Origin of the sequence: Streptomyces sp. NPDC052225 (assembly GCF_040679615.1) — a bacterium.
GTDB lineage: Bacteria > Actinomycetota > Actinomycetes > Streptomycetales > Streptomycetaceae > Streptomyces.
Map to the genome: position 1 here is coordinate 99896 of NZ_JBFAVD010000016.1, position 14457 is coordinate 114352.

The following is a 14457-nucleotide window of genomic DNA, read 5'->3' on the forward strand; positions in this document are numbered from 1 at the left end:
AACGACGGGCCCGACCACGGGGTCGGGCCGCGACGCGACAACTCGCGCGCAAAACACCTCAATCGGAGCGATAAAGTATCGCGTCAACCCTCACGCGCCCGATCACCCAGGAGTACCTACGTGACCGTAGCCATCGACTCGTCCGAGGCAGCCGTCCCGTCCGACGAGCACACCGGGGACGCGCCCGTCGCGGAGACCGCGCCCGCGAGCGACGTACCGGAGGCGCGCCACTCCGAGACGGACGAGAACTTCTGGCAGCCCCCCACCGAGGTCACCATCGAGGCTTCCTCGGACGCGGACGACGAATACGCGGACGACGAATACGACGCCGACGCCGACGCCACCGGTGACGTGCCGGAGGCCATCGCCCTCGACGCCCACGAGTTCGGCGTCTACGCCCGCACCGGCGGCTGGACCTTCGCCCTGAAGGTGGCGCGCAGCGTGCGCCCCGGCGGGCAGAGCGCGGGCGAGACGCCCAAGGTGTCGGCGCGCCGGTTCGCCGCCCTCGCCGGCTGCTCGGCCGACCGCGTCATGCGCTTCTACAAGGCGTGGGACAAGGCGGCCGACGACGGCCTCGTCCCCCAGTTCGAGGCGCTCGCGCCCGGCGACGACATCGAGCTGCCGGACGCCGACGTCTGGCTGTCGTACTACGTCTCCCGCTCCAGCGCCACGTCGGTGCGCGGCCGGGCGATCACCGAGGCCGCCGAGGCGGAGGGCATCCGTCCGACCAAGGCCCTGGAGGTCGCCGAGAACCCCACGGCGCTGCGGGCCGCGATCCTCGCCGACCCGGGCACCGCCGAGGCCGCCCGCAAGGCGCTCATGGACCGGCTCGGTGAGGACCCGGTGCTCCGCTCGGGCCTGGCCCGCGACATCGTGCGCACCGACGACCTCAAGAAGGCCGTCGCCGAGGAGACCAAGACCGGCGGCCAGCTCGAGTACGTGCGGAAGATCGCGGAGGAGGGCCAGGTCAAGACCCCGGCCGGCCAGACGATCGAGGCCCCGCAGCAACTGCGCGAGGAGGCCGAGCGCCACCTGTCCCTGATCGACGAGCTGGACGAGGACGAGGAGTCGGGCGAGTGGGCCCGCGAGGCGTACGACACCGTGCGCACCCTCGTCGCCGAGACCGTCGAGAAGGACCCCGAGCTGCGGGTCCAGGAGCGGCGCGCGAAGTTCTACAGCAGCCTCCAGAAGGCCACGAAGGCCTTCGAGGAGCTGACCTTCGACGACGTCGAGGAGATCGACGACATCGTCGAGGACGACATGCTCCAGCGCCTCGAGGAGCTCCAGAAGGCCATCTCGGCCTGCATCTCGGCGATCCAGACGGCGCAGAAGAAGGACTGACCCCGGCCCTTTCACGCACCGGTGCCCGGTCTCCCCTGGTGGGAGTGCCGGGCACCGGTGTTTTCCGTCTCCGGGGGTGTTGCCTGCGTCACTCCACTAGCGAAACGTTGCCGTTTCGCTTACGACGACGTACGCTCATCGAGTCGAGAACGAAACCGTTTCGTTCTCTTACGTGCCCGCACGTGTTCCTTGACGTGTGCTCTCACGCCGACTCGTCCACGCGACTTCCCTGGAGTGGCCCCCATGTCCCAGACGACGACCCTCGCCGGTGCCACCGGCACCTCGGCCCCGCCCGACGACAGGGTGTCCCGGCGGCGCTGGTGGATCCTCTCCATCGTCGGCATCGCACAGCTCATGGTCGTGCTCGACGCGACCATCGTGAACATCGCGCTCCCCTCCGCCCAACAGGACCTGGGCTTCACCGACGCCAACCGGCAGTGGATCGTCACCGCCTACGCGCTGGCCTTCGCCTCCCTGCTGCTGCTCGGCGGCCGCATCGCCGACCTCTTCGGCCGCAAGCCCGCCTTCCTCATCGGCGTCGCGGGCTTCGCCGGCGCCTCCGTCCTCGGCGGTGCGTCGACCAGCTTCGGGATGCTGGTCACGGCCCGCGCCCTCCAGGGCGTCTTCGGCGCGCTGCTCGCGCCGGCCGCGCTCTCCCTGCTCAACACGACGTTCACCGACGCCAAGGAACGCGCCAAGGCGTTCAGCGTCTACGGCGCCATCGCCGGCGCGGGCGGTGCGGTCGGACTGCTGCTCGGCGGCGTCCTGACCGACACGCTCGACTGGCGCTGGACCCTGTACGTCAACGTCGTCTTCGCCATCGTCGCCTTCGCGGGCGGCTGGGTGCTCCTGAGCAACAAACGCGACGCGGCCGGCTCCAAGCTGGACCTGCCGGGGACGCTGCTCGTCTCGTCCGGTCTGTTCGCCGTCGTCTACGGCTTCTCGAACGCCGAGACGCACGACTGGAGCTCCCCGCAGACCTGGGGCTTCCTGGTCGCGGGCGCCGTGCTCCTGACCGCGTTCACCTGGTGGCAGACCCGCGCGAAGCACCCGCTGCTTCCGATGCGCGTGCTGCTGGACCGGGACCGCGCCGCCTCCTTCATCACCGTGCTGATCACCGGTGCGGGCATGTTCGGCGTCTTCCTCTTCCTCACCTACTACCTCCAGCTCAACCTCGGCTTCAGCCCGACGAAGACCGGTGTCGCGTTCCTGCCGATGATGGCCGCCCTGATGATCATGGCGCAGATCTCGACGACCGTCCTCGTGCCCCGGATCGGCCCGAAGATCGTCATCCCGGCCGGCTTCGCGCTCGCCGCGATCGGCATGGTCTGGCTGACCGGGATCGGCCTCGACTCCAGCTTCGCCACGGACGTGCTGCCGCAGCTGCTCGTCATCGGCGCGGGCCTGGGCACCGTGATGCCGCCGGCCATGGCCCTCGCCACCAGCGGGATCGCCGCCGAGGACGCGGGCGTCGCCTCCGCGACCGTCAACACCATGCAGCAGGTGGGCGGTTCGATCGGCACCGCGCTCCTGAGCACGCTCGCCGCGAGCGCCGCCACCAGCTTCATGGCGGGCCGGAACCCGGCGGACAAGCTGACCCAGGCGCAGGCCACGATCGAGAGCTACACGACCGCGTTCTGGTGGTCGGCCGCCTTCTTCGCGGCCGGCGCGGTCCTCACCTTCCTGCTGTACCGGCGCGGGGTCGTGCGGCAGGACCCGGATGCGGCACCGGTCGTCCACATGTGACAGCCGCCGTGTTCCGGGCCGGGGGCCGCCGTCTTCAGGGAGACGGCGGCCCCCGGTCGTTGCCGGACGCGGACCAGTGGCATCGTGGAACGCGATCACGTGATCACCCACTCATGCGACTGACCAGCCCAGGAGGCACCTCGTGGCGGACACCCCCAGGTCCACCGGCCGTCCGGCCCACCAGAACGTGACGTTCGACAGCAACGGCACCACCGCGCACGGCTATCTGGCACTGCCGCCGGGCGGCAGCGGCCCCGGCGTCATCGTCATCCAGGAGTGGTGGGGCCTGACCGACCACATCGCCGACATCGCCGACCGCCTCGCCGCCGAGGGCTTCGTGGCCCTCGCGCCCGACCTGTACGGCGGCAACGTGGCGCACGACTCCGCCGAGGCGTTCCGGATGATGCAGGAGCTGCCGGTGGACCGCGGCGTGGAACTCCTGTCGGGCGCGGTGGACCTGCTGCTCGCGCTCCCGGAGGTCACCTCCGACACGGTCGGCGCGGTCGGCTTCTGCATGGGCGGCGGCTTCGTCCTCTACCTCGCGGCGAAGGACCCGCGGGTGAGCGCGGCCGTCCCGTTCTACGGCGTCATCCAGGGCGAGGTCCCCGACTTCTCGCACCTCAAGGCGGAGATCCTGGGCCACTACGGGGAGCGCGACGAGACGATCCCGGTGGCGACCCTCGACGGCCTGCGCAAGACGATCGAGCGCCAGTCGGGCATCCACCCCGACTTCCGCACCTACCCGGCGGACCACGCGTTCTTCAACGACGGCAGGCCCGAGGTGTACGACGCGCAGTCCTCGCAGCAGGCCTGGTCGAGCACCCTCGACTTCCTGCACTCGAAACTCAAGTAGTACACACGTCAAGCCCCTCCGGCGACGGAGGAGCGGGGGCCGGGGCGGAGCCCCGCGACCCGAGGCCCGGGAGGCATGCACCTCCCGGGCCCGGCCCACCTCACGTCACCAGATCCGCACCCGATCCGCAGGGTCGAGCCACAGCCCGTCCCCCGCCTTCGTCGCGAACGCCTCATGGAACTCATCGAGGTTGCGCACGATGTTCGCGCGGAACTCCGGCGGCGAGTGCGGGTCGATCGTCAGGTACTGCTGCTCCTGCTCCTTGCGCCGCTTGGTGCGCCAGCAGTACGCCCAGTTCATGAACAGCCGCTGGGAACCGGTGAGTTCACCCTCGGTCGGCACCTCGGCACCGTCCAGCGCGATCAGGTACGCGGTGTGCCCGATGGTCAGACCGCCGAGGTCACCGATGTTCTCGCCGACGGTCAGCGAGCCGTTGACGTGCTCGCCCGGCAGGTTGCGCGGCGAGAAGCCGTCGTACTGCTTGATGAGCGCCTTCGACTTGGCCTCGAACGCGGCCTTGTCGTCGGCGGTCCACCAGTCGTTCAGGTTGCCCGCGCCGTCGTACTGCGCGCCCTGGTCGTCGAAGCCGTGGCCGATCTCGTGGCCGATGACGGCGCCGATGCCGCCGTAGTTCTCGGCGGGGTCCGCGTCCGGCGAGAAGAACGGCTTCTGGAGGATGCCGGCCGGGAAGCAGATCTCGTTCGTGCCCGGGTTGTAGTACGCGTTCACGGTCTGCGGCAGCATGAACCACTCGTCGCGGTCGACCGGAGCGCCGATCTTCGCCATCTGCCGGTCGTGCTCGAAGGCGTCGGCCGCGTACGCGTTGGCGAGCAGGTCGTCGGAGACGACGGTCAGCCCCGAGTAGTCGCGGAACCGGTCCGGGTAGCCGATCTTGGGCCGGAACGTGGCGAGCTTCTCGTACGCACGCTGCTTGGTCTCGTCCGTCATCCAGTCGAGCGCGGCGATGGACTGCCGGTACGCCTCCAAGAGGTTGGCGACCAGCTCGTCCATGAGGGCCTTGGAGGCCGGCGGGAAGTGCCGGGCCACGTACTCCTTGCCGACGGCCTCGCCGATGGCGCCCTCGACGAAGGCGACGGCGCGCTTCCAGCGGGCGCGCAGCTCCGGGGTGCCGTTGAGCGTGCGCCCGTAGAAGTCGAAGTTGGTGCGCACGAACGCGGACGGCAGGTACGGGGAGCTGGCGCGCAGCACGCGCGCCAGCAGCCAGTCGCGCCACTGCTCGATGGGCACCTCGGTCAGGACGGTCGACAGGTGGGCCAGGTAGGAGGGCTGGCGCACGCAGGACTGGGCGAGGGTGTCGTCGCTGCCGCCGAGCTCGGTGACGTAGGCGCGCCACGCGAACGCCGGGGCGAGCGCGGTGAGTTCGTCGAAGGTCGTCAGGTTGTACGTCTTCTGCACGTCCCGCGTCTCGGCCCGCTCCCAGTGCCCCTCGGCGAGCCGGGTCTCCAGGGCGAGGACGGTGCGCGCGGCGCCGGCCGGGTCGGCGTGCTCGCCGAGCGTGAAGAGCTCGGTGAGGTAGGCCTCGTACTTCTCGCGGGTCTCGGCGAACTTCTCGTCGCGGTAGTACGACTCGTCGGGCAGGCCGAGACCGCCCTGGAGGATGTTGAAGAGGTAGCGGTCGGAATCGCGGTCGTCGCTGTCGATGTAGGCGCCGAACAGGCCGGAGCCGCCGGTGCGCTCGAAGCGGCCGAGGAAGGCGGCCAGCTGCGTCAGGTCACCGAGGTGTGCGACCTCGTCGAGGAGCGGGCGGACGGGGTCGAGCCCCCGGGCCTCGACCGCCTCCTCGTCCATGAACGACGCGTACAGGTCGGCGATCTTGCGTGCCTCGTCGGGGTCGAGGCTGGTGGGGCCGCCCGCCGCGATCTCCTGAATGATGTCCTTCACCTGCTGCTCGGCGACGTCCACGAGCTGCACGAAGGGGCCCCAGCTGGAGCGGTCGTCGGGGATCGGCTCGGTCGCCAGCCACTGGCCGTTGACATGGCCGAAGAGATCGTCCTGCGGTCGGATCGCCGGGTCCATGCCCGGGCGCGCGTCATCCAGAGTGCTCATCGACGCAGCCTACCCAGGTCAGAGGGCGTAAAGCCCACCGAGTGGAGCACCTGATACGGCACCGCCCCGGGCGGCGTGGAGCCGGCCGGGGCGGTGCTGGTGAGGCGGGGATCAGGCGAGGGTCGCCAGGATCTCGTTCAGGGTCTGCGACGGGCGCATGACCTTGGCGGCCTTGGCCGGGTCGGGCTGGAAGTAACCGCCGATGTCGGCCGGGCTGCCCTGGACGGCGATCAGCTCGTCGACGATCTTCTGCTCGTTCGCGGCGAGGGCCTCGGCGACCGGGGCGAACGCCTTGGCGAGCTCGGCGTCGTCGGTCTGCTTGGCCAGCTCCTGGGCCCAGTACAGGGCGACGTAGAAGTGGCTGCCGCGGTTGTCGATGCCGCCGAGACGACGGGTCGGCGACTTGTCCTCGTTGAGGAAGGTGCCCGTGGCGCGGTCGAGGGTCTCGCCGAGGACCTTCGCGTGGGCGTTGTCCGTGGTGGTGGCGAGGTGCTCGAAGGAGACGGCCAGGGCGAGGAACTCACCGAGGGAGTCCCAGCGCAGGTAGTTCTCCTTGACGAGCTGCTGCACGTGCTTCGGGGCGGAGCCGCCGGCGCCGGTCTCGAAGAGGCCGCCGCCGTTCATCAGCGGGACGACCGACAGCATCTTGGCGCTCGTGCCGAGCTCCAGGATCGGGAAGAGGTCGGTCAGGTAGTCGCGCAGCACGTTGCCGGTCACCGAGATGGTGTTCAGGCCCTGGCGGATGCGCTCGACGGACAGCTTGGTGGCGTCCTCCGGGGACAGGATGCGGATGTCCAGGCCCTCGGTGTCGAACTCCGGCAGGTACTGCTCGACCTTCTTGATGAGCTGCGCGTCGTGGGCGCGGGTCTCGTCCAGCCAGAACACGGCCGGGTCACCGGTGGCGCGGGCGCGCGTGACGGCGAGCTTGACCCAGTCCTTGATCGGCGCGTCCTTGGTCTGGCAGGCGCGGAAGATGTCGCCCTCGGAGACCGTCTGCTCCAGGACGACGTCGCCGGCCTGGTTGACGAGGCGGACGGTGCCGGTGGCGGGGATCTCGAAGGTCTTGTCGTGGGAGCCGTACTCCTCGGCCTTCTGCGCCATGAGGCCGACGTTCGGGACGGAGCCCATGGTCGACGGGTCGAAGGCGCCGTTGGCGCGGCAGTCGTCGATGACGACCTGGTAGACGCCGGCGTAGGAGGAGTCCGGGACGACGGCGAGGGTGTCGGCCTCGTTGCCGTCCTTGTCCCACATGTGGCCCGAGGTGCGGATCATGGCCGGCATGGAGGCGTCGATGATGACGTCCGACGGCACGTGCAGGTTGGTGATGCCGCGGTCGGAGTCGACCATGGCGAGCGCCGGGCCCGACGCCAGCTCGGCCTCGAAGGACGCCTTGATCTCGGCGCCGTTGCCCAGCGACTCCAGGCCCTTGTAGATACCGCCCAGACCGTCGTTCGGGGACAGGCCGGCGGCGGCGAGGTCCGCGCCGAAGCGGGCGAACGTCTCCGGGAAGAAGGCGCGGACCACGTGGCCGAAGATGATCGGGTCGGAGACCTTCATCATCGTGGCCTTGAGGTGCGCGGAGAACAGCACGCCCTCTTCCTTGGCGCGGGCGACCTGGGCGGTCAGGAACTCGCGCAGGGCGGCGACACGCAGCACGGAGGCGTCGACGACCTCACCGGCGAGGACCGGGACGGACTCGCGCAGCACGGTGGTGGTGCCGTTGTCGGCGACGAGCTCGATCTTCAGCTTGTCGTCGGCCGGGATGACGGTGGACTTCTCGGTCGAGCGGAAGTCGTTCTCACCCATGGTGGCGACGTTCGTCTTGGACTCGGGGGTCCAGGCGCCCATGCGGTGCGGGTGGGCCTTGGCGTAGTTCTTCACCGAGGCGGGGGCGCGGCGGTCGGAGTTGCCCTCACGCAGGACCGGGTTCACGGCGGAACCCTTGACCTTGTCGTAGCGGGCGCCGATCTCGCGCTCCTCGTCCGTCTTCGGCTCGTCCGGGTACGCGGGCAGCGCGTAGCCCTGCTCCTGGAGCTCGGCGATGGCGGCCTTGAGCTGCGGGATGGAGGCCGAGATGTTCGGCAGCTTGATGATGTTGGCCTGCGGCGTCTTGGCCAGCTCGCCGAGCTCGGCGAGGGCGTCCGCGACGCGCTGCTCCTCGGTCAGGTACTCGGGGAACTGGGCGAGGATGCGGCCGGCCAGCGAGATGTCGCGGGTCTCCACACGCACACCGGCGGTGGACGCGTAGGCCTCGATCACCGGCAGGAAGGAATACGTCGCGAGGGCCGGGGCCTCGTCAGTGTGCGTGTAAATAATGGTCGAGTCAGTCACCGGGTACTCCGCTTCCGTCTTCCACGTCGTCTGCTGTGCTTCTCGGATTGCTCGACATCAAGATATCTCGTGACCGCCCCGTATTCGAAAGGGGCCCGGGTCCCAAGATCGCGGCTCCTGCCGTCCCCGCCCTCATGGTGGCGTGACGCACAGTGCGACCCCGAACTATGGGTTCCCGCCACATGTCCGCCCGACCAGCGTCTTCCTACGGTGTGGCCACATCGCAACGTCCCCGTCCCCGTGACACACCCCGGAAGTGGTGACCATGGCCGCCTCGGCATCCGCCCCGCCGACCCCCGTCCACTTGAAGCGCATCGTGGCCGCGAGTCTCATCGGCACCACGATCGAGTGGTACGACTTCTTCCTCTACGGCTCCGCCGCAGCGCTCGTCTTCAACAAGCTGTTCTTCCCTGACTCCGACCCGCTCGTCGGCACCCTGCTCTCCTTCCTGACGTACGCCGTCGGGTTCGCCGCACGACCGATCGGCGCGCTCGTCTTCGGGCACTTCGGCGACCGGCTCGGGCGCAAGAAGCTCCTCGTGGTCAGCCTCCTGATGATGGGCGGCGCCACCTTCGCGATCGGTCTGCTGCCCACTCACGCCACGGTGGGCGCCGCGGCCCCCGTGCTGCTGACCGCGCTGCGGCTGATCCAGGGGTTCGCCCTCGGCGGCGAGTGGGGCGGCGCGGTGCTGCTCGTCTCCGAGCACGGCGACGCCGAACGCCGCGGCTTCTGGGCCTCCTGGCCGCAGACCGGCGCCCCGGCCGGACAGCTGCTCGCGACCGGTGTGCTCTCCGCGCTGACCGCGCTGCTCTCGGACGCGGCGTTCACCTCCTGGGGCTGGCGCGTCCCGTTCCTGCTCTCCGGCGTCCTCGTGATGGTCGGCCTGTGGATTCGTCTCTCTGTCGATGAATCGCCGGTCTTCAAGGAGGCCCTCGCCCAGGCCGAAGCCCGCAAGGCCGACAGCGACGTGGTGGAGAAGATGCCGCTCGTCGCCGTGCTGCGCCATCACTGGCGCGATGTGCTCGTCGCGATCGGCGCGCGCATGGCCGAGAACATCAGCTACTACGTGATCACCGCGTTCATCCTCGTCTACGCGACCACGTCGGCCGGCGTCTCCAAGCAGACCGCGCTCAACGCCGTACTCATCGCGTCCGCCGTGCACTTCGCGGTCATCCCCGCCTGGGGCGCCCTGTCGGACCGGATCGGGCGCCGCCCGGTGTATCTGCTCGGCGCGGCCGGCATCGGCCTGTGGATGTTCCCGTTCTTCTCGCTGATCGACACCGGCGGCTTCGGCAACCTGATCCTCGCGGTCACCGTCGGCCTGATCCTGCACGGCGCCATGTACGCCCCGCAGGCGGCCTTCTTCTCGGAGATGTTCGCGACGCGGATGCGTTACTCGGGTGCCTCGATCGGCGCGCAGTTCGCCTCGGTCGCGGCCGGTGCGCCCGCGCCGCTCATCGCGACCGCGCTCCTTGAGAACTACGACGACTCGACGCCGATCGCCCTGTACGTGATCGCCGCGGCGCTGGTCACGCTGGTGGCCGTCGGCGTCGCCAAGGAGACCCGCAACCGGGACCTCACCGCCCTCGACGACGAGGAGGAGGAGACCGCGGCGGCGGACACGGTGACCGCTCGGGCCTGACGCACCTTCCCCCCTGACCCCGTCCGCGCCCGGCGCGGACGGGGTCAGCGCGGTTCCGGGGCCGCCAACCGGTGCAGTCGCAGGGCGAGTTGGATCTCCAGGGCGCGGGCGGGCGACTGCCAGTCCGCGCCGAGCAGCCGGCCGATCCGCTCAAGGCGCTGGGCGACCGTGTTCACGTGCACGTGCAGCGTGTCCTTGGTGCGGGCCGGGCTCATGCCGGAGGCGAAGTAGGCGTCGAGGGTGCGTACGAGGTCGGTGCCCCGGCGCTCGTCGTAGGTGACGACCTCGCCGATGGTGCGCCCGACGAACCCCGCGACATCGCGGCTGTCGGCGAGCAGCAGCCCCAGGAAGCCGAAGTCGTCGGCGGCCGCGCCCTGCCCGGTCCGGCCAAGGAGGCGCAGCGCGTCGAGGCAGCGGCGCGCCTCGGCGTACGCGGTGCTCGCCGCCTCGGCGCCGGTGGCGAGGCCGTCCACCGGGTCGGAGGCGCCGACGGTGACCGTCTCGTGCACGGCGGCGGACAGTCGCTCGGCGACGTGCGCGGCGACGCGGGACGCGCTGTCGCCCGTGTCCAGGGGCAGGAGCAGGACAGTGCCGCCGTCGCGCGCCGCCGCGAGCCCGTGCCGGGTCGCCGCGAGGTGGTTCGCCGCCGCTCCCAGGCGGCGGCGGGCGTCCGCCTCCTGCTCGACGTCGGCGCCGGTCGTCTCCAGGCGGGCCGCGAGCACGACGTGCGTGGCGTCCAGGTCGGCATGCAGACGTGCGGCCCGCTCGCGCAGCAGCCGCGGATCGTGGTCGCGGGCGTCGAGGAGATCGTCCAACAGCTCGCCCCTGACGCGCTGTTCGGCCTCGGATGCGGAGCGCCGGGCGAGCAGCAGCAGCGAGGTGACCATCGCGGCGCGCTCCAGGGTGCGCTGGTCGACCGGGTCGAGGCCGGGGTGGCCGCGCAGGACGAGTGCGCCGAGCAGTTCGCCGCCCGCGGCGACGGCGGCGACCCAGTCGGCGCCGTGGCGCACCGCGTGCCCGTCGGCCCGGGAGGCCTCCACGGCCTCCATGGCGTCGCCGGGCGCGGTGTCCGCGTCGGTGAACTCGACGGTCCCGTCGAGTACTTGGGACACCGCCCGTGCCACGTCGTGCACTCCCCCGCCGCGCAGCACGAGTTCGGCGAGCCGGTCGTGCACGTCGGAGGCGCGCTCGATGACGCCGCTGCGGTCCCGGATGATCTCGTTGGCGCGCTCCAGTTCGCCGAGCGCCTGGCGGGTCTCGGTGAGCAGGTTCGCGGTGTCGATGGCCGCGGCGGCGAGCGCCGCGAACGAGCCGAGCAGCGCGATCTGCTCGCGCTCGAAGACCCGCGCGTGCCGGTCGGCGGCGAACAGGACCCCGATGACGTGCGGGCCCAGCATGAGCGGCACCCCGAGGATCGCGACGAGCCCCTCGTCGTGGACGCCCGCGTCGATGGTGCGGGTGTGCTGGAAGCGCACGTCCTGCGCGTAGTTGTCGGTGACGTACGGGCGTGCGGTCTGCGCGACGAGACCGCCGAGCCCCTCCCCCATGCCGAGGCGCAACTGCTGGAAGCGGGCGGCGACCGAGCCTTCGGTGACCCGCATATAGGTGTCGCCCCGGGCCGGGTCGTTCAGCGTCAGGTACGCGACGTCGGTGCCGAGGAGCGAGCGGGCCCGCTGCACGATGGCCTGGAGGACCGCGTCCAGGTCGCGCAGACCGGCCAGGTCATGGGCCGTCTCGAAGAGCGCGGACAGCTCCGCCTCGCGCCGCCGCCTGCCCTCCATGTCCGCCCGCACGCCGAGCGCGAGCCGCCTGGCCTGCTCCAGGGCGGCGATCCGCGCGGGCGTGGCATCCTCGGCGCGGGCGAGCAGCACGGGCCGTTCGTACGCGTCGGCGGAGGCCCCCCGGGCGAGCAGCTCCAGGAACGGGGCCTCCGGGTCGACGGCGGCCTCCGGGTCGACAGTGGCCCGGTGGTCGACGGCGGTCCGCGGGTCGACGGCGGTCCGCGGGTCCGCGGCGGGAGGCGAGTCGGGCGGGTGGTGCGACATGCTCCACAGGATTACCCGCTGGACCACCGCCCCCGCCAGTCCTGCGGACCGGGCGAAGGCGCCGCTCCCCCTCGTCGATGATGGCGGGCCTCCGGCAGGGAGCCGGGGCGGCCGGACGGCGTTCAGCAGGCGGACGGCGTGCCGTCGTACAGTCCGGCGTCCGCGCGGCCGTCGGTGACGCTGCGCTGATAGAAGCCGCAGGTGGGACGTTGGGCGAAGTCGAAGGTGTCCCCGGGCTCGAGGTGCCAGATCTTGAAGCCCTGATAGGTGAGGGGCTCCCCCGGCACGGCCCGCTCCGGCTGATGGTCGGCGAGGACGACATACGCGTCGGCCCCGTAGAGGGTGGCCTTGCCCTGGGGGTCCAGGTAGAGCGAACCCCCTCCTTCGTTCACGCCCACACCCCAGGCCTTGCCTCCGGCCGTCAAACCGTCCTTCACGGCTCGCGCGGTGAAGGACATGAGGCGCCCCATCCGGTCGCGGGCGACGAAGTGGGAGTCGTTGATCGTGTCCGCGTAGTGGGGCCACGAGAACATTCCGGTGGTGAAGGTGGCGTAGGAGTCGTACGGGTCCGCGAGGGCTTCGCTGCTGGTGATGCTGCCTTTGCAGGCGTCGTAGACGACGGAGCTGTTGATGTGGGTGCCGGCGCTGCCGCCGCCGGCACCGCCACCCTTGGCGACGACGGATCTGACCGACGCCGGGAGGGTGGTGTTCTTCCACGCCGCGTAACGGCACTGGTCGCCGCCCGCGAAGTAGACGAACTCTGCGTTCCTGATGTCCTGGTTCGCTTGCGTGTTGTTGCCGTCGGACGCGGTGGTGAGAGTCCAGGTCGTGCAGGAGTTGACGCCCGCGAGACGCATCACGGCGTCGCATTCGGGGGTGGCGCTGCCGGACGAAGGGGCCGAGCCGGCCAGGACCACGACGTCGAGGCTGCCGCTGCCGCCGCGGATGGTGTCGAGGGCACGCCCCATCGAGGCCGCCACCACGCCGCCGTCGCCGTTCATGGTGAAGGCCGGTCCTGACCAGGCACTGCGGCTGACATCGCCCGAACTGCCCAGGCGGATCCGGCCCGTTCGCGCCTCGGCGGGCGGTGCGGCCAGCCCCGCCGCGGTCAGCGCGAGAACCGAGGCGAGCAGCGCGGTGCGCAATCTGCCACGGGTCAGGGAGAAGGGGTTCACGGAGTCTCCTTCCGCTCACACCTCTTGGCTCGGCGCGAGTACGCCGACCACACCTTGAGGCGGACTCGGAACATACAAGTAGCGAACAGAGAGCGCCATATGTAATGCGAGTTTTCCTGGGGAGGGTCATCGAAGAGTCCTCGCGTACCCACCTGACCAGCCTTTTTCTTGAGGCGAAGCAGGCGCGGAGTCGCGTTACCTGAACGTAACAGGCGATACATCTATGCCAGCGGTCATCGGCGATGTAACTTCCCTGCTCGAACAGCCCATCGGCTCCGCCGCAAGCGTGAGGAACCCTCCGTGACTTCCAGACCACCTCGCAGATCCGCATCACGCCGCCTCGTCCTGGCCGCCACCAGCACCGCGCTCGTCTGTCTGCTCAGCGCCTGCGACAGCGCCTCGGACGACCCGGGTGCGAAGCCCCCCGCGTCCCTGAAGATCGCCGGGGTCACGGTCAAGAAGAGCGCGGCGCTGCACGCGGCGCTCCCGGACGCCATCAAGAAGTCCGGCACGGTCCGCGTGGCGACCGACGTCCCCTACGCGCCCTTCGAGATGTTCGTGAAGGAGGGCAGCACCGAACTGACCGGCCTGGACTACGACTTGGGGCAGGCCCTGGGGGCGCGGCTCGGGGTGGACTTCACGTTCACGCCGCAGAAGTTCGACGGCATCGTGCCGGCCATCCAGGCAGGCAAGTTCGACGCTGCCATGTCGGCGATCACCGACAACAAGGAGCGCCAGCAGGTCGTCGACTTCGTCGACTACTCGCAGTCGGGTTCCGGCATCCTCGTGGCCGAGGGCAACCCGCGGAAGATCAGGACGCTGGACGACCTGTGCGGCCGCAAGGTCGCCGTGCAGGCCGCGACCAATCAGCTGAAGCTGCTCAAGGCACACCAGCGGGAGTGCGGCGGCGAGAAGGCCGAGATCCAGACGTTCCCGAAGGACTCCGACGCCCAACTGGCCCTGCGCTCCGGCAAGGTCGAGGCCGAAGTCCTGACGAAGCCGGCCGCCGGCTGGACCGCCAAGACCGCCGACGCGGGCAAGGCCTTCGACCTGGTCGAGGACGCCGAAGCGCCCGGCGGGTACAACGCTTCGCCCAACGGCATCGCCGTATCCAAGAAGCTGCCCCGGCTGACCGACGCCGTGCACAAGGCGTTGCAGTCGCTGATCGACGACGGCACGGTCGAGAAGATCTACGCCAAGTACGGTGTCGCGTCGATCGCGCTGAAGAGCGCCACAAAGAACGCGGCGGTGGACTGA

The 14457-nt window shown here is 70.5% G+C and carries 9 protein-coding genes; 5 read left to right on the forward strand and 4 right to left on the reverse strand.

Annotated elements, in window-relative coordinates:
• Positions 1 to 120 precede the first annotated feature (120 nt).
• The 3 genes from AB0L37_RS23265 (at position 121) to AB0L37_RS23275 (ending at position 3940) form a co-directional block, all read left to right on the forward strand.
• On the forward strand, positions 121 to 1341 hold the full coding sequence (locus AB0L37_RS23265; protein WP_365508559.1) for a hypothetical protein: 1221 nt from the start codon (positions 121 to 123) through the stop codon (positions 1339 to 1341).
• Between the two features lie 243 nt (positions 1342 to 1584).
• Positions 1585 to 3087 carry an MFS transporter gene (locus AB0L37_RS23270; protein ID WP_365508562.1) on the forward strand — a complete coding sequence of 501 codons (1503 nt, stop codon included), beginning with the start codon at positions 1585 to 1587 and terminating at the stop codon, positions 3085 to 3087.
• Positions 3088 to 3229: 142 nt separating this feature from the next.
• On the forward strand, positions 3230 to 3940 hold the full coding sequence (locus AB0L37_RS23275; RefSeq protein WP_365508565.1) for a dienelactone hydrolase family protein: 711 nt from the start codon (positions 3230 to 3232) through the stop codon (positions 3938 to 3940).
• Positions 3941 to 4045: 105 nt separating this feature from the next.
• Here the strand turns inward: AB0L37_RS23275 and AB0L37_RS23280 are convergent, their stop codons facing one another.
• The gene (locus tag AB0L37_RS23280; RefSeq protein WP_365508567.1) at positions 4046 to 6007 is read right to left on the reverse strand and encodes a M13-type metalloendopeptidase; all 1962 of its coding nucleotides are present in this window, start codon (positions 6005 to 6007) and stop codon (positions 4046 to 4048) included.
• A 111-nt stretch (positions 6008 to 6118) separates the two neighbouring features.
• Positions 6119 to 8338, reverse strand: a complete 2220-nt coding sequence (locus AB0L37_RS23285) for an NADP-dependent isocitrate dehydrogenase (RefSeq protein ID WP_365508570.1) — start codon at positions 8336 to 8338, stop codon at positions 6119 to 6121.
• A 265-nt stretch (positions 8339 to 8603) separates the two neighbouring features.
• Here AB0L37_RS23285 and AB0L37_RS23290 point away from each other — a divergent pair, with 265 nt between their 5' ends.
• Positions 8604 to 9980 carry an MFS transporter gene (locus tag AB0L37_RS23290; RefSeq protein ID WP_365508573.1) on the forward strand — a complete coding sequence of 459 codons (1377 nt, stop codon included), beginning with the start codon at positions 8604 to 8606 and terminating at the stop codon, positions 9978 to 9980.
• 44 nt (positions 9981 to 10024) lie between these two features.
• Here the strand turns inward: AB0L37_RS23290 and AB0L37_RS23295 are convergent, their stop codons facing one another.
• Together AB0L37_RS23295 and AB0L37_RS23300 are read right to left on the reverse strand one after the other, a co-directional pair.
• A complete protein-coding gene (locus AB0L37_RS23295) occupies positions 10025 to 12025 on the reverse strand; it encodes a GAF domain-containing protein (protein ID WP_365508576.1) in 2001 nt (666 codons plus the stop codon).
• A 122-nt stretch (positions 12026 to 12147) separates the two neighbouring features.
• Complete coding sequence (locus tag AB0L37_RS23300; RefSeq protein ID WP_365508578.1) at positions 12148 to 13200, reverse strand: hypothetical protein; 1053 nt, start codon at positions 13198 to 13200, stop codon at positions 12148 to 12150.
• Between the two features lie 300 nt (positions 13201 to 13500).
• Between AB0L37_RS23300 and AB0L37_RS23305 the strand changes: the two genes are divergently transcribed.
• Positions 13501 to 14457, forward strand: coding sequence for an ABC transporter substrate-binding protein (locus AB0L37_RS23305; protein ID WP_365508581.1), 957 nt, complete (start codon positions 13501 to 13503; stop codon positions 14455 to 14457).

What these genes read in the sequence shown, in the direction of transcription:
- AB0L37_RS23280 (WP_365508567.1), bottom strand. Translation starts at nt 6,007, where the DNA reads ATGAGCACTCTGGATGACGCGCGCCCGGGCATGGACCCGGCGATCCGA.
- AB0L37_RS23270 (WP_365508562.1), top strand. Translation starts at nt 1,585, where the DNA reads ATGTCCCAGACGACGACCCTCGCCGGTGCCACCGGCACCTCGGCCCCG.
- AB0L37_RS23295 (WP_365508576.1), bottom strand. Translation starts at nt 12,025, where the DNA reads ATGTCGCACCACCCGCCCGACTCGCCTCCCGCCGCGGACCCGCGGACC.
- AB0L37_RS23290 (WP_365508573.1), top strand. Translation starts at nt 8,604, where the DNA reads ATGGCCGCCTCGGCATCCGCCCCGCCGACCCCCGTCCACTTGAAGCGC.